Below are 21,928 nucleotides of genomic sequence, written 5' to 3'. Positions count from 1 at the left end.
CGCGGATGATGGCGCATCGACTCCATTCCGCGTTCCATCCGATTGGGGATTCCTGATCGATTCCGGTTGCTTTGCGCCTGCAACGCGGACTGCGTGGCAGCCATCGCAGCGAATGCATGATCTGGTCATCCGGCTTTTCGCTGTTCTCACTGCTGCCATGCCGAACGCCGAATGCCGAACGATGATCGCGCATTGCGACGACGTGCGTTGCACTCACGTGTCGTTCCTGTGCGTCCGACCCGATGCGTGAGCACGCAATGCGCAGCTGTGCTGCGAGAAACGCAGTCACGTCGCCGGGCGTGCAGGCGGCCTGCGCCTGGAAGTGACGGCCGACCAGTGATCCCTGGTGCCGGGTATCGACCATTGTGAGCTTCACTGCAGCTGGTTGCGGCAAACCAACTCCGTGTGCGCGCGCAGTGTCCATCGCTGGGGTGCGTGCAACTCAGGCAATGGCTGATCTGACACGACGACCTGCTCCTGCGCATATGCAGCGCCTTCAAGATCCAGCTGGTGGGCTCGGTCGTATCTGGATCCGAAGCTCATGGCATCGCCCGTGCAGGCCACGCTGTTGACGCGCGTCTACTTATCGATTGAGGCAGTGAGGCCGGCGGCCAAGACGGCCGTCTGGATGTTCCCACGATGAACCTGCCTGGTTGAGGTCGGCTTGCAACGTGGCTGCATCTGAACCGCGCGAGACGCCGGTTGCAATTGCGGTCAAGTAACCGGCGCGCAGGTCGTTAAGGGGGTGACCCATATCTCGGATGTCGATGTGATGCGCCTATCGTTGCTTGGACGCCTGTTCTCTTCCTGGAGCCGTGGGTTGCAGCACAAGGCCAACGCGGTGGACCGGGTAATGGGGGTGATCGAATTCGATCTGGATGGCCGCATTCTCGAGGTCAATCAGAACTTCCTGTCGTTGATGGGGTACCGGCGCGAAGAGGTCGTTGGCCAGCATCACCGCATGTTCGTGACCAAGAGCGATCACGACAGCGATAGCTATCGCCAGTTCTGGGCGGCGCTGCGGCGCGGCGATTTCAACGCAGGGCGTTTCTGCCGCCTGGACAAGCACGGCCGCGAGGTCTGGATCAATGCCTCCTACAATCCATTGCTGGACCGAGCGGGCAAGGCCTACCGCGTGGTGAAGTACGCCACCGACATTACCGAGCAGGTGCGGCAGACCGCCGATTTCGAAGGGCGGATCGACGCAATCGACAAAGTCATGGCAGTCATCGAATTTTCGCTGGATGGCACGGTGCTCGATGCCAACCAGAACTTCCTGCAGGTGATGGGCTATCGGCTCGACGAGATCCGTGGCAAACACCACGGCATGTTCGTGGATGCGCAAACGCGTCAGTCGGCCGCCTATCGTGCGTTCTGGGACGCGCTTGGTCGCGGGGAATTCGATGCCGGTCGCTACAAGCGCGTCGGCAAGGACGGTGGCGAGGTATGGATCCAGGCGTCCTACAACCCGGTCCTCGATGCATTGGGTCGCCCATACAAGGTCGTCAAGTACGCCACCGATGTGACGCGCCAGGTGATCGATTCCGCCGATGCGGATGGCCGCATGCGCGCCATCGACAAGGTGATGGGGGTCATCGAGTTCGATCTCGACGGCCGCGTGCTGGCTGCCAACGACAACTTTCTGGCGATTCTCGGGTATGCGGCGGAAGAGGCGATCGGCAAGCACCATGGCGTCTTTGTCGATGCCGCCTACCGCGCATCCGACGAGTACCGCCACTTCTGGGCGAAGCTGGCGCGCGGCCAGTTCGATGTGGGCCGGTATCGCCGCCTGCACAAGGACGGCAGTGCGGTGTGGATCCAGGCGTCCTACAACCCGATCCTGGATGTGTCCGGGCGCCCGTACAAGGTGGTCAAGTACGCCACCGACGTGACCGACCAGGTGCGCTCGACCGAACGCATGCGCGACCTCATGCGGCAGACCATGAGCATCGCGCAGAACGTGCAGCGCGAGTCGCATCATATTTCCGCAAGCAACCAGGATCTGGTCAACCGCGTGTCCACGCAGTCCAGCGCGGTGGCGCAGACGTCCGGAACGATCGATCAGCTGGCCGCGACGGTGCGCGCCAACTCCGACAATGCCGGCTCGGCGCGACGCATGGCCGAGGAGTCGGCTACCGTGGCGCGGCGCGGTGCGGACGTGATTGCCGACGTGGTCAAGACCACGGCCGGCATCCGTTCGGCCACCGACCGGATCGGTCAGATCATCGAGGTCATCGACGGCATTGCCTTCCAGACCAATATCCTGGCGCTCAATGCGGCCGTGGAAGCGGCGCGGGCGGGCGAGCAGGGCCGTGGCTTTGCCGTGGTGGCGACCGAAGTGCGCAGTCTGGCGCAGCGCTGCAGCGTTTCGGCCAAGGAAATCCGCTCGCTGATCGACAACGCGACCGACCAGGTCGGCGATGGCTCGCGCCTGGCCGAACAGGCTGGTGTCGTCATGCAGGATGTGGTGACCTCGGTGCTGCGCGTCACCGCGACCGTGGAGCAGATCGCGGCGGCCAGCCAGGAGCAGGCGCAGGACATTTCGACCGCCAACACGGCGCTGCAATCGATCGGCGTGCAGGCGCGCGACCAGGCACAGATGGTCGATGATCTGGCGCGATCGGCGCGTGTGCTGGAAGCCGATGCCGACGCATTGTTCGCGCTGGTCAATGGTGACGATCCCGGCGCTGCGGCAGCCGGCGCGCCGGACATGAAGCCGCAGGCGGCCTAGGCACAAGGCGGTACATGGAGGCATCAGCGCGGCATGATGTCTGCCAGGGGCGTCAGACGTGGATGACAGGACGAGGACACCCGCATACGACACAAAGCCCGCAGAAGCGGGCTTTGTGTTTTGACGCGTGCCCCCGCCCGATGCAGGCCGCGCAAGCCTGCGCGTGCCGCAGTGGCGTATCGGCACTTACTTGGGCAGATCGAAGACCAGCACTTCTGCATCGCGGGCATCGGCCAGCACGATCTCCGGTTCGCCGATGATCTGCACGGCATCGCCGGCCGACAATGCCTGCCCATTGATGCTGAGGCTGCCGCGCGCCACCTGCACGTAGCCGATGCGCCCTTCGGCCAGCGGTTGTTGCAGGCGTGCATCGCCGTCCAGGATCGAGGCATACAGGCGTGCATCCTGGTGCAACCGGAGCGAACCGTCTTCGCCGCCGGGCGAGGCGATCAGGCGCAGTTGGTTGCGCTTGCTGTCGGCATCGAAGTGCTTTTCTTCGTAGCTCGGTTCGATGCCGTTGCGCTCGGGCATCACCCAGATCTGCAGGAAGTGCACCGGCTCGCTGGACGAGTGATTGAACTCGCTATGGGTCACGCCGCTGCCCGCGCTCATGCGCTGCACATCGCCGTAGTGCAGCACCGAACCGGTGCCCATGCTGTCCTTGTGCTCCAGCGCGCCGCCCAGGACGTAGGAAATGATCTCCATGTCGCGGTGGGCGTGGGTGCCGAAGCCTTCGCCCGGAACCACCTTGTCTTCGTTGATCACCCGCAGCGGGCCGATGCCCATATGGCGCGGATCGTGGTAGCTGGCGAAGGAGAAGGTATGGCGCGAGGACAGCCAGCCGTGTTCGGCGCGGCCACGGGTTTCGCTCTTGCGGACATTCAACATGATGCTGCTCCTTGAAAGATTCGAATTGGCGCCGGGGACTGAATTGCTGTCCCAGCGGCTTGATGCGTAGTCTCTGCTTGTACGGGCGGGATAAAAAGCGAGTAGATTTGGCCGCTATCATCGAAAAATTCGAACAATGAAAATCAGCCTCGAGGCCTTGCAGATCCTGGATGCGATCGACCGCCGTGGTTCCTTTGCCGCGGCGGCCAAGGTGTTGTTCAAGGTGCCCTCGACCATCTCCTACACGGTGTCCAAGCTGGAAGAGGACCTGGGAGTGCAGCTGTTCGAGCGGGTCGGGCCCAAGGCGACGCCGACGCAGGCCGGGCGCGAGCTATTGCGCGAAGGGCGGCATCTGTTGCGCGCCGCGCAGGAGCTGGAGGTGCGGGTGCGGCGGGTAGCCTCGGGTTGGGAGTCGGATTTCGCGATCGGGCTGGACGCGGTCCTGCCGGCGGCGTTGTTGCAACCGCAGATCCTGGACTTCTACACGGTGGCCGACAGCACCCGGCTGCGCGTGCTCAGCGAATCGCTGTCTGGCAGTTGGGAGGCCTTGCTGGACCGGCGTGTGGACCTGATCGTGGCGGCCGGCGAGGGGCCGAGCGGTGGCGGCTATGTCGCCGAGCCGATCGGCACCTTGCGCTTCGTGTTCGCGGTTGCGGCCACGCATCCTCTGGCGGGCGCGCAACGACTGGGCGTGGCCGAGCTGGCCGAGCATCGGGCGATTGCCGTAGCGGACTCGGCGCGGCGTCTGCTGCCGCGTACCGTCGGCCTGTTGTCCGGGCGCGATGTGCTGACCGTGCCGGACATGCACACCAAGCTGCTGTTGCAGCTTGGCGGTGCCGGCTACGGCTTCCTGCCCGAGCCGTACGCACGCGGCGCGCTGCACGACGGCCTGCTGGTCGAGGTGCCCGTGGAAACCCCCAAAGCCGACGAGACGTTCTACCTGGCGTGGCGGCCGGGCGAGGAGGGCGAGGCGCTTGGGTGGTGGCGGCGCGCCCTGCGTCGGGACCACTTGTTCGCGCACTGGTTGCAGTCGCTTGCCGAAACGTATCGTTTCGTTGCTGCCAGGCAGCCGGTGGCATGACCAAGGGCGGATAATGGCCGCTCGCCGTCGCGCAGGGTCCCCGCATGCAAGGCTTGATCGAACAGTACGGATTGGCGCTGGTATTCGCCAACGTACTGGCATTGTCGCTCGGGCTGCCGGTCCCGGCGTTGCCGACACTGGTGCTGGTTGGAGCCGGTTACGCGCTGCGCGGTGGTAGCGATGCGTGGCTGGCCGGTCTGGCGGCGTGGGGCGTGTCGGTATTGGCCAGCCTGCTGGGCGATCTGGCCTGGTATCTGGCCGGCCGTCGTTTCGGTAACCGCACCTTGCAGTCGCTATGCCGGTTGTCGCTGTCGCGCGATACCTGCATGAAGCAGACCGAGCGGTTTTTCTCGCGCTGGGGTGTGCGGGTGCTGGCCGTGGCCAAGTTCGTGCCGGGCTTGTCGATGGTGTCGGTGCCCATGGCCGGCGCGATGCGGGTACGGCCCGGCGCCTTCCTGCGCTACGACGCGTTCGGTGCCTCGCTGTGGGCCCTGGTCGGGCTGGGCCTGGGGGCCGTGTTCGCCGATCAGGTGCAGGATGTGCTCGGCTTCCTGTCGGAGCTGGGCTCGGGAGCCGTGGCGGTGCTCGTAGCGCTGTTGGCGGGCTACGTCGGCTGGCGCTGGTGGCGCCGCCACAGCCTGCTGCGGTCGCTGGACCATGCGCGCATCGCGGTGGACGAACTGGTGCCGTTGCTGGATGGCGATGAAAGCCTGCGGCCCACCGTGCTGGATATCCGGGCACCGGGGTATCGCGACCTGCAGCCCTACACGATCCCTGGCGCGGTATTCGCCGACGAGCGTCAGCTTGCGCAGATCCTGGCCAGCGTGCCGCGCGAGCGCAGTGTGGTGATTTATTGCGCATGCCCGGACGAAGTCTCTGCGGCCTGGTTGGCGGGGCGGATGCGTGAGCGTGGCTATCGCGATGTGCGCCCGCTGCGCGGCGGGCTGGATGCATGGCGCGACGCCGGCCATCCGGTGACCTCGTTGTTGCCGGTCGTGGTGGTGGGCGAGGTGGAAGCGGTGCGCACAACGGCTTGATCGTCGTGTGCAGGCGTCGACGTGCGCAGTGAAAGTCGCTTGCTTCGGCAGTGCGACCGTTCTGCCTGCACGGCGATGCGCGCGGCAACCCATGTCCCGGGTGTTGAGCGTATCGGCGATCTTGTCCTGGTTTCCAGCGTCATGCCGCGGCTCGTCCTTGCGTGGCTGCATGCCGGACGTGCAGGGCAGGAAGCAAACGACGGGCAAAAAAAAGACCAGCAAGCTGGTCGTTTTCTTCAAGATTGGTGCGCCCGGAGAGATTCGAACTCCCGACCGCCTGGTTCGTAGCCAGGTACTCTATCCAACTGAGCTACGGGCGCATATCTTGTTTTGACTTGCCATCCGCTGCAACACAGCTGGACGTTTAACTGAAAAGACAGCGGTTCAATGCTGTCTTTTGTGGTTCCTGAAGATGGTGCGCCCGGAGAGATTCGAACTCCCGACCGCCTGGTTCGTAGCCAGGTACTCTATCCAACTGAGCTACGGGCGCCTCGTCAGGAGCGGAATTATGCGGATGCCTGACGTACTCGTCAATCCCCTTGTGAACTTCGATTGCCGTTGGCCTCGACATCAAGGCTGCCAACGAGCGCGGCAGCCACTGCAGCGGGCGCCTTCATCCATGCGAAGTGATCGCTGCGCACGCCCAGCTGCGCATCCTGCAGGTGCTGCAGCCGGGCATGTGCCTGCGGCATCTTGCCCAGCAGTGCGTGCAACGCCGCCGGCGGGCCGAAGTTGTCGCGTGCGAAGGTCAGCGCAGTGATCGGAGTGGTCAATGCGCCCAGTGCATGTTCCAGATCCCAGGTCGCGCCGGCGGCGCGATAGCGGTTGCTGCGGCCTACCTGTGCCCAGTCGGCGATCAGGCCGCGCGCTTCGGTCCCGCCAAAGCCGAGCTTGCGCCCATGCAACACGCCTTGCAGCTTTGCCAGCCACGGCAGGGCGCGAAATGCCAATGGCAGGCCATAGCGCATGGGGCGCGGAAAATGGCGCCAGTAGGGCGAGCCGCTGGCCACCAGCCACAGCTGTGCAAGCGGAGAGGCATGCGTCGCCGGCGTGAGCCGCAGCGCGGCGTGACAGCAGGCCAGTTGGCCGCCCAGGCTATGGCCGCCCAGGATGCGTGGAAGTTGCGGGTCGTGCCGATCCAGCAAGGCGTGGCTGGCCGGAAGATCCTCGGCCAGCAGCGTGCGGTAGCCCCAATCGTGCTCGCGCGACGGGCGCAGGCTGCTGCTGCCATTGCCACGCCATTCGTGCAGATACACCGCGATGCCGGCCGATGCGAGCACCTGCGCGAACGGTTGATAATGCCGCGCCGCCACGCCCAAGGCCGGCAGCCATAGCAGCGCGGCCAGTGGTTGTGCCGGCGCGTAGCGCATCACCTGCCAGTGGTGCCCGTCGGCGGCGCTCGCGCTCATGGTGGTGCTGTGTACGCTCATGCGCCGTGCGCAGCGCCGAAGTGGTCGAGCACGAGCACATCGCTGTGCCCGGGGCGTTGGCCGAGGTGGATTGCGCGTGCCACGTAGTCGATGGCCGCTTCGCAGGCATTGAGGAGCGACAGGCCCTGGCACAGTTGCGCGGCGATCGCGGCCGACAGACTGCAGCCGGTGCCATGTGCGTCGACCTGCACACGTGGATGCATGAAGGCATCCTGGGTGACGCCGTCATCGAAGCGATCGAACACACGTGCGCCTTCGTGCAGATGGCCGCCCTTGAGCAGCACCGCGTTGGCGCCCAGGTCGAGCAGTGCGGCGGTGGCGTGTTCGGCGGCATCGGCGTCGTCGATGCGGCGGCCGGTCAATAGCTCCGCTTCGGGCGTGTTGGGGGTGACCAGCGTGGCCATCGGCAGCAGACGGGTGCGCAAGGCGTCCAGTGCGGCGTCTTCGAGCAGGCGTGCGCCGCTGGTGGACACCATCACCGGATCGAGCACCACGAATGGTGGGCGATGCCGTTCGAGCAGGTCGGCCACGCAATGGATGACGTCGGCATTGGCCAGCATGCCGAGCTTGACGGCCTGGATCTGGAAATCGGCAAAGCAGGCATCCACCTGCGCCTGCAGAAACGGCAGTGGCGGGATGTGCACGGCGGTGACGGCGCGGGTATGTTGCGCAGTCAATGCGGCGATCGCCGATAACCCGTGCACGCGATGCGCGGCGAAGGTCTTGAGGTCGGCCTGGATGCCGGCTCCACCGCCGGAATCGGAGCCGGCGATGGTCAATGCGGACAGCGTGCTGGGCGTGGTCATGCGCCGATTCTGCACGCTCCGATTGCAGCTGTGCAGAACCGGTGTCTGAACGCTGCTTGCGCCTGCCAGCGCTTACGGCAGGATCACGGCGGTGCCGCGTTCACCGCGATCTGCGAGAACGCGCCGGTCTGCGGGTCGTACAACGCACCCCAGAACATGTTGCCGCCATCGCAGGCCTGGATCGCCTCGTTGGCCGGTTTCATTTGCGGCGTGTTCGGCAGCTTGAAGGCGTTGATGTAGATCAGCTGCTGGCCCCCGATCACCACACCCACGTACTGGCGGTCGAACTCGCGTGGCTCGGCGATGGTGGGCGTCAACGCGTCCTGCCGGGATTCGAGCTGTTCGATCTGCTGATGGTTCGGTGCCCAGTAGCCGGTGATCTGGCCCGGATGACGCGCCGGGCTGTCGCGCGAGCAGGTCTGCAGCACCTGCTCGGCCACGCCCTGGCGCGTGATGATCCACGACTGCCCGTTCTTGAGATTGGTCGGCACGCTGGATGGTCCCTGCGTGGTGGCGCAGCCGGCCAGCGCGAGCACGGCCAGCGCCGCCGCGCCGCGAAGCGCGCGCATCACAACACCTCCGAGGCGAAGTCGGCCAGGCGTGAGCGCTCGCCACGCCGTAGTGTGATGTGCGCGCTGTGCGGCCAGGCCTTGAAGCGATCCACCGCGTAGGTCAGGCCCGAGGTCGTTTCGGTGAGGTAGGGCGTGTCGATCTGTTCGACGTTGCCCAGGCACACGATCTTGGTACCGGGGCCGGCACGGGTGATCAGCGTCTTCATCTGCTTCGGCGTGAGGTTCTGCGCCTCGTCCAGGATCAGATACCGCGACAGGAAGGTACGGCCGCGCATGAAGTTCATCGAACGGATCTTGATGCGGCTTGCCAGCAGGTCGTTGGTGGCGGCGCGCCCCCATGCGCCGCCTTCCTGATTGTGCGTGAGCACTTCCAGGTTGTCGGTCAGCGCGCCCATCCACGGGGTCATCTTTTCTTCTTCGGTACCGGGCAAAAAGCCGATGTCTTCGCCCACGCTGACGGTGGCGCGGGTCATGATGATCTCGCGGTAACGCTGCTGGTCCATGGTCTGCGCCAGGCCGGCGGCGAGCGCGAGCAGGGTCTTGCCGGTGCCGGCGGTGCCGAGCAGGGTGACGAAATCGATCTCCGGGTCCATCAAGGCATTGAGCGCGAAATTCTGCTCGCGGTTGCGCGCCACGATGCCCCACACCGCATGCTGGCCGCTACGGAAGTCGTCCACCAGGCACAGCGTGGCCTTGCCGCCGCCCACCTTGGCCACACGCAGTTCCACTTCGTCTTCGCCAGGCAGGTACAGGTACTGGTTGGGGTACCAGTCTTCGTCTTCGGCCAGCACGATCTCGTAGTGCGTTCGGCCGCGTTCGTTCCAGCTGCGCAGGTCTTCGTTGTGCTTCTGCCAGAAGTCTTCCGGCAGCTCGATGGCGCCGGTGAACAGCAGGCTGAAATCGTCCAGCGCGCGGTCGTTCTGATAATCCTCCGCCACCAGGCCGCTGATGTAGGCCTTGATGCGCAGGTTGATGTCCTTGGACACCAGAATGACCGGCACGTCCGGATGGTCTTCGCACAGCGCCAGCACCGAGGCCAGGATCTTGTTGTCCGGCAGCATGGCGCCGAAGGTGCGGCCCGGGTCGATCGGTTTGATCTGGAAAAACAGCCGGCCGATCGCGGCCTGGCCCTTGAGCTGGATCCCCTGCGGGTGGCTGAGCAGGATGCCGGCCTGGATCTGCTCGGCGTTGGTGTTTTCCAGCAATTCGTCCAGGAACCGGCTCACCTGGCGCGCATTGCGGCTGACTTCGGAGGTGCCCTTCTTGGCGTTGTCGAGCTCCTCGATCACCTGCATCGGCAGGAACACATCGTGTTCTTCGAACTTGAACAGCGCGGTGGGATCGTGCATCAGCACGTTGGTGTCCAGCACGTAGATGCGCTTGCCTCGGGTCATTGGGTGTTCCAAGTGATGGAGCAGGGGCGAGCCATCACGCCTGCAGGTGCAGGGTGATGGAGGACGCGGGAGGCGAGGGGGGTCACTGTTTGGCGTGCGCCTTCACTGCAGCCAGCACGGCCTCGGCATGGCCGGCGACCTTGACCTTGCGCCAGGCCTGCACGACATGCCCCTCGGGCGACAGCAGGAAGGTGTTGCGCTCGATGCCGAGCACCTGTTTGCCGTACATGTTCTTTTCCTTGATCACGTCGAAGGCGCGGCACAGCGCTTCATCGCCGTCGCTGATCAAGGGGAAGGTGAAGCCTTGCTTGGCACAGAAGTTGTCATGCGACTTCACCGAATCGCGCGAGACGCCCAACACCACAGCGCCGGCTTTTTTGAACTGCGGCAGCAGCGCGTTGAAGTCCAGGCCTTCGGTGGTGCAGCCGGGGGTGCTGTCCTTCGGGTAGAAGTACAGCACCAGCCATTTACCGGCATAGTCGCGCAGGCTGGCCTGGGCGCCACCGGAGAGCGACAGCGGCAGGTCGAAGGTTGCGGCGGGCAGTTGCAGTGCGGCGTCGGTCATCGTTGCTCAGCCTCAGGGGGAGGGGCGTGCGGCGCGGTCAGGCCGGGCCGACATCCATCCCATCATAAGCAGCCACATGGAAACGTTTGGCGAGTGCGTCGAACTGCGCATTGCGCTGATTCAGCGACTCGATGGTGTGGTGCTCTTTCTTGTCCACATGCAGGAAATACGACTCCTCGTCGTCGCCATCGTCTTCGTCGCGTTCGCCGAGAAAGATATCGATGACGCGGTAGCCATCCTGGGTCAATTGCTCGGCGAGTTTCTGCAGCGGCTCCTGCGCCGGATCGGCAAAAAAATATTCCCAGCGCAGCGGCCCATCGAGGTTCCAGTCGGTCTCGGAGCGGATGTGGTCGAACATCTGTTTCAGCGCGGATTGGGCGATGGCCATCGTACGTCTGCCTTAGAACTTCATCGGGTCCATGATCGCGTCGAGATTGAGGTGATCACAGAATTCCAGGAAATCATCGCGCAATGCGGCGATGTGCATGTTGGCCGGCACCCCGATCGTCACCTGCGCAGAGAACATCTCCGCGCCGGTCTGCATGGCGCGATAGCGCGTGCTCTGCAGGTTTTCGATGGTGATGCCCTGGCGGTCGAAGAAGTCGGCCAGCTGGAACAGGATGCCGGGCTTGTCGGCGGCGATCACTTCGACGATGTAGGGCAGCAGGTTGGACTGGGTCTGCTTGGGGCCGGTGCGGTACCACACCAGCTTGAGGCCTTCCTCGCGTTCGAGCCGGGTCAGCATCGCTTCGAGCTTGGCGACCGAATCCCAGGAGCCGGTGGCCAGTGCGGTAACCGAGACATCGCGCCCCACCGTGGCCAGACGGGCGTCCACGAGATTGCAGCCGCTGTCGGCGATGCGGCGGGTGACGGGCAACAGGGGGGACTCCGGATGCGTCGTGTAGGCGTTGATCAGGAGGTGGTTTTCGGTCGGCAAAGGCCGGGGTGTCGAGTCGGTCAAAGGGGCTTCCGGCATTGCATCAGGCTGAATGGCCGCCCGGGCAGGCGCCCTGGCGGTGACCAGCATACTTGCCCGTGGTTTCGCGCCGCAAGTAACATGCGGGTGGTCTCAACCCGCGCCCGCGCGGGCCTCCCCTGTCACGTAAGAGCAGCAGAATCTTGTCCCTTTCCGGCATCATCACCGCGCTGGCGACCCCTTTCGGTCCGGATGGCGCACTCGACCTGGATGCCTGGCGGCGGCTGCTGGAGCAGCAGCTGCACGGTGGCGTGCAGGGAATCGTGGTCGCCGGCTCCACCGGCGAAGCCGCCGCGCTGAGCGACGACGAATACGACACGCTGCTGCGCGCCGCGGTGGCGCAGGTGGCTGGCCGGGTGCCGGTGCTGGCCGGCACCGGGCTGTCCGGTACGGCAAAAACCATTGCGCAGACACGCCGCGCCGCCGCGCTGGGTGCGCAGTACGCGTTGGTGGTCACGCCGCCGTACGTGCGTCCGACCCAGGCCGGGCTGAAAGCACACTTCCTGGCAGTGGCCGACAACGGCGGTTTGCCGGTGGTGCTGTACAACGTGCCTGGCCGCACCGGCTGCGACCTGCTGCCGGAGACGGTGGCCGAGCTGGTCGGGCACCCCAACATCGTCGGCATCAAGGAGGCCCGTAGCGAGCCCGAGCGCGTTGCCGCACTGGTGGCGCTGCGCAGCGATAGCTTCGTGGTGCTCAGCGGCGATGACGGCAGCGCAGCGCACGCGATGCTGTCCGGCGCTGCGGGGCTGGTGTCGGTGGCATCCAATGCCTTGCCGGCAGCCTACCGTCGCCTGTGCGATCTGGCCCGCGATGGCCAGCGCGAGGCCGCCACCGCCTGGGATGCGCGCCTGAGCGAATATCACAGCTTCTGCGGGATCGAATCCAATCCCATCCCGGTCAAGGCGTTGCTGCAGCGCGCCGGGATCGGGCACGGCCTGCGCTTGCCGCTGCTGCCACTCTCCGCGGCGCACCAGCCTGCCGCCGACCGCCTTGCCGCCGACGCCATTGCGTTGGAAGCGCTTTCCAGCCGCGAAATGCTCGCGGCCTGACCCAGGAGATCTATCGATGCGTCATTCCGTTTCCCCCGTCCGCGTGCTGTCGCTCGCGTTGCTGGCGACCGCCACCGTCGCTGCCACGAGCGGTTGCAGCTGGTTTCACAAGGGCGCGCGCGGCGACTATGCGCTGGCCCCCGAAGCCCGGCCGCTGGAAGTGCCGCCGGACCTGAACCTGCCCGACACCTCCGGTGCGATGAAGGTGCCAACCCTGGCCTCCACCACGCAACAGAACGCCAACACGCCGCCGTCGGCGAGCGCCAACAGCGGTTTTACCGTGGCCGGCGAGCGCGATGAGGTGTTCGCCAAGGTCGGCACGGCGCTGGCCGAGATTCCGGGCCTGACCATCGCCAGCAAGGCGCAGATGCTGGGTTCCTACGATGTGAGCTACGAAGGCTCCAGCTTCCTGGTGCGCGTGGTCAAGGTCGATGCGGGCAGCTACGTGTCGGCAGTGGACCCGCGCGGCATGCCGGCCACGGCAGCGGCGCCGGTGGCGGTGATCAGCTCGCTCAAGAGCAAGCTTGGCGGCTGAGCGGGGCACACGGCTGGACAGCAAAACGGGCGCCCCTGGCGCCCGTTTTGCGTTATGCGGTTGGGTTGCGGCTGCGCTGTGGGCGCGGCGCCGCATCTGATTGCGGCGATCAGCGCTGCAGCAGCGGCAGCTTGTTCGGCTTGCCGTCCCATTCGGCCGCATCGGGCAGCGGTTCCTGACGCACGGTCAGCACCGGCCAGGCCTTGGCCAGCTCGGCATTGAGCGCGACGAAGGCTTCCTGACCTGCTGGCACGTCGTCTTCCGGGTAGATCGCATTGGCCGGACACTCGGGCTCGCACAGGGTGCAGTCGATGCACTCGTCCGGATCGATCACCAAAAAGTTCGGGCCGACGTGGAAGCAATCCACCGGGCAGACCTCGACGCAGTCGGTGTATTTGCACTTGATGCAGTTTTCGGTGACAACAAAAGGCATGGCGGAATCCGGCGTTTAGCCTGTCAATTCTAAAGCAGTCGGGGGACGGGTGTGGAGTGGATGATCTTTAAGGGTGGCGTTGCGATTTTTGCTGCGGCAGCTGCGTACCGTCCTGCGCAAGTAGTGCCTGTCGGTTAGTCAGGTTGGCTGACGGCGGTGCTCGCTTTGAGCAGTGTTGGGTGAGTTCGTCGAGTTGGCTGTCTGCCGCCTACCTTCACCCCAACCCCTCTCCCGCAGGGAGAGGGGCTTATGCTCCTGCGTTTTTTCGGTCAGACCAGTCCGCGCTGCCTGGCCAGCGCGAACAACCCTGCCGCTGCCAGGTCTTCCGGATGCAGCTGGCTTTGGACGCCCAGATGCTGCAGCGCCAGGGCATACCGCTGGGCCAGCGCCGGGCTGCCGACCAGATGCACGATGGCGTGATCGCCGCGGTGCTCGCGCAGTTCGTGGCCGATCAACAGGCCCGAGAGGTAGGACGGCAGTGCCGCAGAGGACAGCCGTTCGAACAGGCCGAGCGTACGGGTGCCGAACAGGTGGTGGCTGAGGCCGCCGGAGTCGGCGCTGCGGTCGACACCTTGCAGGAATGCGGCGGCGTCCAGTTCGGCGTGATCGTCGTCCATCAGCTTGCCGAGGATGCTGTGTTGACGCAGCACGGCATACAGCTCGCCGGTCATGACGGTGGCGAACCCGGTCAACTGGCCGTTGGCGATCCGCGCCCACTTGCTGTGCGTGCCGGGCAGGCAGGCGACATGCTCGCCGCCGCCAAGTGCGGCGATCAGGCCGACCAGCTGGGTTTCTTCGCCACGCATCACGTCCGGCACGCCGTCGTGTTCGCCGGTGCTCACGCCCGGCACGAACCACAACGTGCGGCCGGGCAGCAGGTCGTCTTCGCTGCGCATCGCCTGGGCGAGCGCGGTGGTGCCGGCCGGGCAGGGCAGATAGGGTTGTTCGACCCAGCCGTTGCGGCTGCCGATCATGCCCGACAGCAGCAGCGGGCCGTTCCAGTCGGCGATCAGCCTGGTGAGTACCTCGGCGAAGCGGCCCTGGCAGGCGAGGATGCCGTCGCTGCCGCGGCGTTGCTCCAGTACGGCGCCGGTGGCGTCGAGCAGATAGGCGCGCAGGCTGCTGGTGCCCCAATCGACGGCGATCATGCGCTGGCCACCCGGCTTTCGGGCAGGCCGGCGATGGCGAGGTCGCACACGAACAGGCTGCCGGCTTCTGGCATGCGCGCGAGTTCTTCGGCGCTATGGTCCAGGCGCGAGGAGATCACGTGCAGGCGGTCCAGCGCCGCGCCGCCGAACGCGCTGCAGCTGGGGTGCTTGATCGGCAATTGCACGATGCGCTCCACGCTGCCGTCGGGGCGGTAGCGCACCACGCGGCAGGCGCGCCATTGCGCGTTCCACAGGTGGCCTTCGCTGTCGATGATCGAGCCATCCGGCTCGGCGTCGTCACGATCCAGGGTGGCGAACACGCGCGTGTTGCTGGTTTGCGCGGTCTCCGGGTCGTAGTCGCAGCACAGGATCTGCGGGCGCACGGAGTCGCAGTAGTACAGCGTGCGGCCGTCCAGGCTGAAGCAGATCGAGTTGGGGATCGACACGCCCGGCAACGGCAAGGCGCGCAAGCCGTGCTTCAGCGAAAATTGATAGAACGCGCCGCGCGCGGCCTTGCTCTCGTGTTCGTCCATGGTGCCGAACACCAGATTGCCATGCCGGTCGACGCGGCCATCGTTGCTGCGCGTGAGCGGGTTGTCGGCTTCGATATCGGCCAGTTTTTCGAATGACAGCAGGTCGGCGTCGGTGTTGTCCGGATCGACCACGCCAATCGCCTTGGCCAAGGCGACCAGCACGCGGCCGTCGTCCATCAGGCCCAGGCAGCCCGGGCGATCGGGCAGCGTCCAGCAGCGCGATTGCACCGTGGCCGGATGATGCCGCCACAGGCGCTTTTCAACGATGTCGACCCAGTACAGCGCCTGGCGCTGCTCGCACCACAGCACCCCTTCGCCATGCGTGCAGCGGCTATCGACCGCCAGTACGGCGGTGTGCTCGGGCGTGCTCACCATTCGGCGATGCTGCCATCGGCATGGCGCCACACCGGGTTGCGCCAGTCCGGCGGGTTTTCGTTTGCGCGCTTGAGCATGTCTTCGTCGATCTCCACACCGAGCCCGGGCTTGGGCAGGGCAGCGATACTGCCATCGACACACTGAAAGTCGTCTTTATTGATGACGTAATCGAGCAGGTCGGCGCCTTCGTTGTAGTGGATGCCGATGCTTTGTTCCTGCAGCACCGCGTTGTGCGAGACGAAGTCCACGTGCAGGCAGGCGGCGAGCGCGATCGGGCCGAGCGGGCAGTGCGGGGCGAAGCCGACGTCGTAGGCTTCGGCCATCGCGGCGATCTTGACGCATTCGGTGATGCCGCCGGCATGCGAGAGATCAGGCTGCACCATGCCGATGCCGCCGGCACACAGCACGTTCTTGAATTCGAAGCGCGAGAACATGCGCTCGCCGGCCGCCAGCGGAATCGAGGTGCTCGCGGCCAGGCGCGGGTAGTACTCGGCCTGTTCGGCCAGTACCGGCTCTTCGACGAACAGCGGCTTGAACGGTTCCAGCTCGCGCAGCAGCGCCTTGGCCATCGGCGCGCCGACGCGGCCGTGGAAGTCGATACCGAAGTCGATGGTGTTGCCGAAGGCCTCGCGGATTTCGGCCACCTTGACCACTGCTGCATCGACCGCACGCGCGCTGTCGATCAGCTTCATTTCTTCGGTGCCGTTGAACTTGAAGGTGTCAAAACCCAGCGCGCGGTAGTCGGTGATCTGCTGGATGATGGCGCCGGGGCGGTCGCCGCCGACCCAGCGGTAGGTCTTCATACGGTCGCGCACCAGCCCGCCCAGCAGCTCGTACACCGGTACGCCCAGCGCCTTGCCCTTGATGTCCCACAACGCCTGATCGATGCCGGCGATGGCGCTCATCAGGATGGCGCCGCCGCGATAGAAGCCGGCGCGGTACATCGTCTGCCACAGGTCGTTGATGCGCGCCGGGTCCTTGCCGACGACATAGCCGGCCAGTTCGTGCACGGCAGCTTCCACCGAACGCGCGCGGCCTTCGATGACCGGCTCGCCCCAACCGGTGATGCCCTCGTCGGTTTCGACCTTGAGGAACAGCCAGCGTGGTGCGGCGTGGTAGGTGGTGAGGCGGGTGATCTTCATCCTTGCAGTTCCTGGTAGGCCTGCACGAAGGCGCGTGCATGCGTCTGGGTTGTTTCGAGCGATTGCGCGGGTTTGTACAGTTCGCCGCCGATGCCGGCGCCGGCCGCGCCCTGGGCGATGAAGCCGGCCAGGGTCTGCGGGCTGACACCGCCGACCACGTAGACCGGGACGTGCTTGGGCAGCACCGAGCGCAATGCGCGCACATGCGCGGCGCCATAGGTCGCTGCCGGGAACAGCTTGAGAATGGTGGCGCCCGCATCGATGGCGTCGAACGCCTCGCTGGCGGTGGCGAAGCCGGCCACCACGGTCAGCCCGCGCGACACCGCATGGCGGATCAGCGACGGACGCGTGTTGGGAGTGACGATGAAGCGCGCGCCGATCTCTGCCAGGGTGTCGACGTCTTCATTGCGCAGCACGGTGCCGGCACCGATCCAGGCGCGCTCGCCATAGGTCTGCTGGGCCAGCGCGATGCTCTGCTCCCAGCGCGGCGAATTGAGCGGGATCTCGATCGCGTCGAAGCCGGCGTCAATCAGCGCGCCGACGTGGGCTAGCGTTTCTTCCGGCGTGATGCCGCGCAGGATGGCGACCAGGGGCAGGGCGAACAGGCTGGCGGTGGTATCTGAGGTCATGCGGTTACTCGCGAGAGAGCGGAAAGCGGCCATTGGCGACCCGGTGGCCGGCAACGTCGGGGGAACTTGCGCACTGCGCGCGGCAACAAGCCGTCGCCGCTGCGCAATGCAGCAGAAAAACGCAGGGCGGGGAAGAGGCGCCGCAACGCGCCGGAGGCGGCGTGGCGCGCGCAGCACGCCTGGAGCAACGGCCCGCAAGTGGCCGGCAAGATGCCGTCATCGTCGTCCACCTCCGCGGTCATGGCGTGCGTGTTGCCACCTCGTCGAAGATGGGTCACGTCTGTTCTGGCCGCGCCCGGGAGGTAGGGGCTCCTGCTGCGGCGAGCGCTAGCCTCGCGCGGGGAGATATGTGCTGCAAATGAAATTTTCGGCATATTCTATTCCTCCGACGAATACACGGCCGCAACCGCATCTCATGGCAAATTCCGGTACCCCATGGTTCAACGCAGCCCGGCTCAAGACGCGCCAACTCCTGCTGCTGCTGCATCTGCACGAACAACGCTCGGTGCTGCGTGCGGCCGAGGCCGCCAGCATGACCCAGCCGGCGGCCTCCAAGCTGCTGGCGGAAATGGAGGACATGCTGGGGGTGAAATTGTTCGAGCGGCATGCCCGCGGTGTCGAGCCGACCTGGTACGGCCACGTGCTGATCCGGCGCGCCCGCGCGGCGATGTCCGAGATCGGCCGCGCGCAGGAAGAGATCGCCGCGTTGCGCGCCGGCCGCATGGGCCAGGCCTCGATCGGGACCGTGGTCAATCCGGGCACCAATCTGGTGCCGCAGGCCATTGCGGAGGTGAAGCGCGAGTTCCCGGACATCCTGGTGCGGGTGGAGATGGACTACAGCCGCCCGCTGGTGGCGAAGTTGCTGGATGGGCAACTGGACATCGTGATCGGGCGCATCCTCGGCCCGGAGGGCGTGGGCGAACTGGAGTTCGAGCCGCTGGCCGACGAGCCGCATTCGGTGATTGCGCGGGCCGGCCACCCGCTGGCCAGCCGGACTGGCCTGCAGCATGCGGATCTGGTGCGGCATGGCTGGATCCTGCCGCCGGCCGACAGCGTGCTGCGCGCACGCCTGGATTCGATGTTCATGGAGCACGGCGTGCAGACGCCGACCAACGCCATCGAGACTTCGTCACTCCCGGTCACCTCGACCCTGCTGCGTGGCACCGACATGCTGACGGCCTTGCCGGTGGAATCGGTGGCGCCGCTGATCCAGGCCAAATTGCTGACCGTGCTGCCGATCGAACTGGGCGTGCGGATGGAATCGTTCGGCATCATCCGTCGGCGCGATTACATCCTTCCGCCGGGTGCCGAACGCATCCTGCAGGCATTGCGCACCACGGCGCGACGGCTGTATCCGGGATTGCGCGGGCCGGAATTCCTTGCCTAACAAGCTCTTCCATTTGTATTCCATGGGGTAATACCAGCCTGTGAATTTTTCATTGGCTGGCGCTAAACCGCGCGCCTATATCTGTGCGTCAGATCGCACGCTGAAGCGCACGTGAAGTCGGGCAGGTGATCGGCGGCAAAGCCGCCATGCAGCGAAAGCGGGACTGGCCTCGGCGCCGGTCCCGATACGATCACGCGGGGCGTCTTGCGTCGCGACAACCAGTCTTCAGTCGTCTTGCGTCCTGGGAGGGATTCAGATGTCCAAGTTTTCAAGCCATGCCTCGGCAGGCACGGGCGTGCGTGCGTGCCGTGCCCCACGTTTGCGTCATTCGACCATGGCCGTCAGCATCGGGCTGCTGCTCGCTGCGCCGGTATACGCACAGCAGGCGCCGGCGGCCAGGGGGGCGCCTTCAGGCACCGCCGGTGCCAGCGCGGTGGACCTGGACACGGTGGAAGTGCGCGGCGTACGCGCCAGCCTGATCAAGTCGCAGGTGATCAAGCGCGATTCCACCCAGATCGTGGATTCGGTCAGCGCCGAAGACATCGGCGCGCTGCCCGACCGCAGCGTCACCGAAACCCTGCAGCGCGTCAGCGGCGTGACCATCGACCACTTCGCCGCGCGCAGCGACCCGGATCACTTCTCCGCCGAAGGCAGTGGCGTGATGATCCGCGGCCTGACCCAGGTGCGTGGCGAGCTCAATGGACGCGACATCTTCAGCGCCGCCAGCGGCCGTGGCCTGAGTTTCGAAGACGTGCCGGCCGAGCTGATGGCCGGCGTGGATGTCTACAAGAATCCGTCGGCCGAAATCATCGAGGGCGGCCTGGGCGGCACGGTCAACCTGCGCACGCGCATGCCGTTCGACAACCCTGGCCGGATCGTCGGCGGCAACGTCGACGTCAACTGGGGCGACATGAGCAAGAAGTACAAGCCGTCGGCCTCGTTCCTGTTCAGCGACCGCTGGGACACCGGCGTCGGCGAAATGGGCTTCATGATCGATATCGCCCATTCGGAACTGGCGACCCGCTCGGACGGCATCCAGGTCGAGCCGTACGTGCGTCGGACCGACGATGCGGTGCTGGCCGGCAGCGGGCGCAGCGAGGTGTTCGTGCCGGGCGGGGTGAACTGGCGCCAGCTGGATTTCGAGCGTAAGCGCGATGGTATCGCCGCAGCCTTCCAGTGGAAGCCCAGCGACCAGACCGAGATCTACGCGCAGTACCTGCGTTCGCGCTACGACATGAACTGGCAGGAGCGCGCCGCGTTCTTCAACGACAGCAACAACAGCATCAGCCCGGCGCCGGGCACCACCTTCCAGTACGACCAGGACGGCGTATTCCAGCGCGGCTCGCCGGTGTCCAACTCCTGGCGCGGCCTGCTGACCGGCGATGGTGTGCGCTTCAATACCGATAACCGCTATTCCGAGCAGCGCACCACCACCTCGGACCTGTCGGTGGGCTTCAGCCATTACTTCAACGACAACCTGCAGATCAAGGGCGACGTGCAGCTGGTGCAGTCGGAAAACGACCAGCTCGACTTCACCGTGTTCAGCGCGACTTATCTGCCGGGGTTGACCTATGACGTGTCGGGCAAGTATCCGACCGTGCAGATCGCCAACCAGGGCTTCACCCAGGACCCGTCCAATTATTTCTGGGCGGCGGCGATGGATCACCTGGGGCATAACCGCGGGCGCCAGCTGTCCACGCGCGTGGACCTGGAATACACCTTCCAGGACAGCAGCTGGCTGCGCTTTGCGCGCTTCGGCATGCGCGCCACCGACCGCAATCAGACCAACAAGAACTCCGGGTACAACTGGGGCGTGCTGTCGGACAACTGGGCAGCCATCCCCGGCAGCGCCAATGGCCTGGCCAACATGTCGCAGTACCTGCCCAACGAGTCGTCGCTGTTCACCTTCTCCGACTTCTTCCGCGGCGGGGTGAACGTGCCGACCACGCTGGTGGTGCCCAATGGGGGGCTGGTCAAGAACTACCGTCGCGCCTCGGAACTGCTGCAGCAGCAGATCGTGGCGCTGCGCGGTTCCGGTTGGGCACCGGACACCTACCAGCCGCAGGACACCAACCGCCAGTTCGAGCGTACCCAGGCCGCCTACGCGGCGCTGTACTTCGGTAACGACGAGGCCTGGGGCGTGCCGGTGGACGGCAATATCGGTGTGCGCATCGTGCAGACCAAGACCCAGGCCGAAGGCTTCGGCCAGTTCCAGGACCTGTCGGGCCTGAACGTTTCGCCCGAGCTGCAGGCCCGCTACACCGGGCAGTACTTCGACAACAACTCGCAGGGCAGCTACACCAACGTGCTGCCGAGCCTGAACATGCGTTTCCGTTTCACCGACAGCCTACAGTGGCGTATCGCCGCCTCCAAGGCGATGGCGCGCCCGGACTACACCCAGCTGCAGCCCTACGTGCTGCTCAACGTGGAGACCGACGACGCCGGCAATGCGACGAACTTTGTCGGTACCGCGGGCAATCCGACCCTCAAGCCGATGACCGCCAACCAGTTCGACACCGCACTGGAGTGGTACTTCGACAACAGCGACATGCTGTACACCACGCTGTTCTACAAGAAGGTCAAGGACTACTTCTCCACCCAGACCCGCAGCGAGACCTACGATAACCGGCAGTGGCTGGTGACCCGGCCCTACAACACCGACGAAGGCACCATTCGCGGCGCCGAAGTGGGCTATACGCAGTTCTTCGACGAATTGCCGGGCTGGATGAGCGGGTTCGGCATCAATGCCAACTTCACCTTCGTCGACAGCAAGGGCGGCGCCAACACCGCCATCGACCCGTACACCCGCACCACGGTGGAAGGCGTGGAGCTGCCGCTGGAAGGTCTGTCGCGGCGCAGCTACAACCTGGCCGGCATCTACGAGAAGGGCCCACTGTCGCTGCGACTGGCCTACAACTGGCGCTCGCGCTACCTGCTGACCACCAGCGACGCGGCCACCCGGTTGCCGACCTGGGCCGACGACTATGGCCAGCTGGATGGCTCGTTCTTCTACCGCTTCAACGAACACCTGCAGTTGGGGATCCAGGCCAACAACCTGACCAATACCGAGACCAAGGTGCTGATGGGGCCCACCTCCTACGAGGGGGGCGAGGTGGATACGCGGCTGTACACCCGCAGTCAGTTCGTCAACGACCGGCGCTACTCGCTGGTGCTGCGCATGAATTGGTAAGTGCGCACGGTCACGGCCCGACTG

The 21,928-nt window shown here is 65.5% G+C and carries 20 protein-coding genes and 2 tRNA genes; 7 read left to right on the top strand and 15 right to left on the bottom strand.

All coding sequences use genetic code 11. The annotated features are described in order from the left end of the window. Positions 1 to 796: 796 nt before the first annotated feature. A complete protein-coding gene (locus OZ10_RS02290; RefSeq protein WP_202902977.1) occupies positions 797 to 2,731 on the top strand; it encodes a methyl-accepting chemotaxis protein in 1,935 nt (644 codons plus the stop codon). 186 nt (positions 2,732 to 2,917) lie between these two features. On the opposite strand, the gene OZ10_RS02285 is transcribed toward OZ10_RS02290, so the two are convergent. Further along, on the bottom strand, positions 2,918 to 3,619 hold the full coding sequence (locus OZ10_RS02285) for a pirin family protein (protein ID WP_039563828.1): 702 nt from the start codon (positions 3,617 to 3,619) through the stop codon (positions 2,918 to 2,920). A 136-nt stretch (positions 3,620 to 3,755) separates the two neighbouring features. Here OZ10_RS02285 and OZ10_RS02280 point away from each other — a divergent pair, with 136 nt between their 5' ends. Both OZ10_RS02280 and OZ10_RS02275 read left to right on the top strand, forming a co-directional pair. After that, positions 3,756 to 4,700: a LysR substrate-binding domain-containing protein gene (locus OZ10_RS02280; RefSeq protein WP_039563827.1), complete on the top strand. Its 945-nt coding sequence runs from the start codon at positions 3,756 to 3,758 to the stop codon at positions 4,698 to 4,700. A gap of 44 nt (positions 4,701 to 4,744) precedes the next feature. After that, entirely contained in the window at positions 4,745 to 5,737 is a 993-nt protein-coding gene (locus tag OZ10_RS02275) for a DedA family protein/thiosulfate sulfurtransferase GlpE (protein ID WP_039563826.1), read from the top strand. Between the two features lie 243 nt (positions 5,738 to 5,980). Here the strand turns inward: OZ10_RS02275 and OZ10_RS02270 are convergent. The 9 genes from OZ10_RS02270 to OZ10_RS02230 form a co-directional block, all read right to left on the bottom strand. After that, positions 5,981 to 6,057: transfer RNA gene (locus OZ10_RS02270), tRNA-Arg, on the bottom strand. 93 nt (positions 6,058 to 6,150) lie between these two features. Next, a tRNA-Arg gene (locus OZ10_RS02265) sits at positions 6,151 to 6,227 on the bottom strand. A gap of 40 nt (positions 6,228 to 6,267) precedes the next feature. Continuing rightward, complete coding sequence (locus tag OZ10_RS02260) at positions 6,268 to 7,167, bottom strand: alpha/beta hydrolase family protein (protein ID WP_039404243.1); 900 nt, start codon at positions 7,165 to 7,167, stop codon at positions 6,268 to 6,270. Then, a complete protein-coding gene (gene thiD / locus OZ10_RS02255) occupies positions 7,164 to 7,973 on the bottom strand; it encodes a bifunctional hydroxymethylpyrimidine kinase/phosphomethylpyrimidine kinase (protein WP_039404246.1) in 810 nt (269 codons plus the stop codon). The genes OZ10_RS02260 and thiD overlap by 4 nt, the downstream gene beginning before the upstream one ends. An 83-nt stretch (positions 7,974 to 8,056) precedes the next feature. After that, positions 8,057 to 8,542, bottom strand: a complete 486-nt coding sequence (locus tag OZ10_RS02250) for a hypothetical protein (RefSeq protein ID WP_039404249.1) — start codon at positions 8,540 to 8,542, stop codon at positions 8,057 to 8,059. Next, positions 8,542 to 9,939: a PhoH family protein gene (locus tag OZ10_RS02245; protein ID WP_039404251.1), complete on the bottom strand. Its 1,398-nt coding sequence runs from the start codon at positions 9,937 to 9,939 to the stop codon at positions 8,542 to 8,544. The genes OZ10_RS02250 and OZ10_RS02245 overlap by 1 nt, the downstream gene beginning before the upstream one ends. Before the next feature lie 82 nt (positions 9,940 to 10,021). Then, entirely contained in the window at positions 10,022 to 10,504 is a 483-nt protein-coding gene (locus tag OZ10_RS02240) for a peroxiredoxin (RefSeq protein WP_039563825.1), read from the bottom strand. A gap of 37 nt (positions 10,505 to 10,541) precedes the next feature. Further along, a complete protein-coding gene (locus OZ10_RS02235; protein ID WP_039404257.1) occupies positions 10,542 to 10,892 on the bottom strand; it encodes a ribonuclease E inhibitor RraB in 351 nt (116 codons plus the stop codon). A 12-nt stretch (positions 10,893 to 10,904) separates the two neighbouring features. Beyond that, positions 10,905 to 11,531, bottom strand: coding sequence for a glycine cleavage system transcriptional repressor (locus OZ10_RS02230; protein ID WP_081419256.1), 627 nt, complete (start codon positions 11,529 to 11,531; stop codon positions 10,905 to 10,907). A gap of 92 nt (positions 11,532 to 11,623) precedes the next feature. Here OZ10_RS02230 and dapA point away from each other — a divergent pair, with 92 nt between their 5' ends. Further along, positions 11,624 to 12,532, top strand: a complete 909-nt coding sequence (gene dapA, locus OZ10_RS02225) for a 4-hydroxy-tetrahydrodipicolinate synthase (protein WP_039563824.1) — start codon at positions 11,624 to 11,626, stop codon at positions 12,530 to 12,532. 16 nt (positions 12,533 to 12,548) lie between these two features. Continuing rightward, on the top strand, positions 12,549 to 13,067 hold the full coding sequence (locus tag OZ10_RS02220; protein WP_039563823.1) for a hypothetical protein: 519 nt from the start codon (positions 12,549 to 12,551) through the stop codon (positions 13,065 to 13,067). Between the two features lie 109 nt (positions 13,068 to 13,176). Here OZ10_RS02220 and fdxA read toward each other — a convergent pair whose 3' ends face one another. The 5 genes from fdxA to OZ10_RS02195 form a co-directional block, all read right to left on the bottom strand. Further along, positions 13,177 to 13,500 carry a ferredoxin FdxA gene (fdxA, locus tag OZ10_RS02215; protein WP_039404267.1) on the bottom strand — a complete coding sequence of 108 codons (324 nt, stop codon included), beginning with the start codon at positions 13,498 to 13,500 and terminating at the stop codon, positions 13,177 to 13,179. A gap of 269 nt (positions 13,501 to 13,769) precedes the next feature. After that, the gene (locus OZ10_RS02210) at positions 13,770 to 14,648 is read right to left on the bottom strand and encodes a 2-dehydro-3-deoxygalactonokinase (RefSeq protein ID WP_039563822.1); all 879 of its coding nucleotides are present in this window, start codon (positions 14,646 to 14,648) and stop codon (positions 13,770 to 13,772) included. Beyond that, a complete protein-coding gene (locus tag OZ10_RS02205) occupies positions 14,645 to 15,556 on the bottom strand; it encodes an SMP-30/gluconolactonase/LRE family protein (RefSeq protein ID WP_039563821.1) in 912 nt (303 codons plus the stop codon). Before OZ10_RS02205 ends, OZ10_RS02210 begins: the two co-directional genes overlap by 4 nt. Then, positions 15,550 to 16,698: a galactonate dehydratase gene (gene dgoD, locus OZ10_RS02200; RefSeq protein WP_039404273.1), complete on the bottom strand. Its 1,149-nt coding sequence runs from the start codon at positions 16,696 to 16,698 to the stop codon at positions 15,550 to 15,552. Before dgoD ends, OZ10_RS02205 begins: the two co-directional genes overlap by 7 nt. Further along, a complete protein-coding gene (locus tag OZ10_RS02195; RefSeq protein WP_039404275.1) occupies positions 16,695 to 17,327 on the bottom strand; it encodes a 2-dehydro-3-deoxy-6-phosphogalactonate aldolase in 633 nt (210 codons plus the stop codon). The genes dgoD and OZ10_RS02195 overlap by 4 nt, the downstream gene beginning before the upstream one ends. Before the next feature lie 415 nt (positions 17,328 to 17,742). Here OZ10_RS02195 and OZ10_RS02190 point away from each other — a divergent pair, with 415 nt between their 5' ends. Next, the gene (locus OZ10_RS02190; protein WP_039404278.1) at positions 17,743 to 18,714 is read left to right on the top strand and encodes a LysR family transcriptional regulator; all 972 of its coding nucleotides are present in this window, start codon (positions 17,743 to 17,745) and stop codon (positions 18,712 to 18,714) included. Between the two features lie 256 nt (positions 18,715 to 18,970). After that, entirely contained in the window at positions 18,971 to 21,904 is a 2,934-nt protein-coding gene (locus tag OZ10_RS02185; RefSeq protein WP_039563820.1) for a TonB-dependent receptor, read from the top strand. Positions 21,905 to 21,928: the final 24 nt, after the last annotated feature.

The organism is Xanthomonas cannabis pv. cannabis (genome assembly GCF_000802365.1).
GTDB classification, from domain to species: Bacteria; Pseudomonadota; Gammaproteobacteria; order Xanthomonadales; family Xanthomonadaceae; genus Xanthomonas; species Xanthomonas cannabis.
The sequence above is the reverse complement of the archived record's forward strand: the minus strand, read 5'-3'. Positions and strand labels throughout refer to the sequence as shown.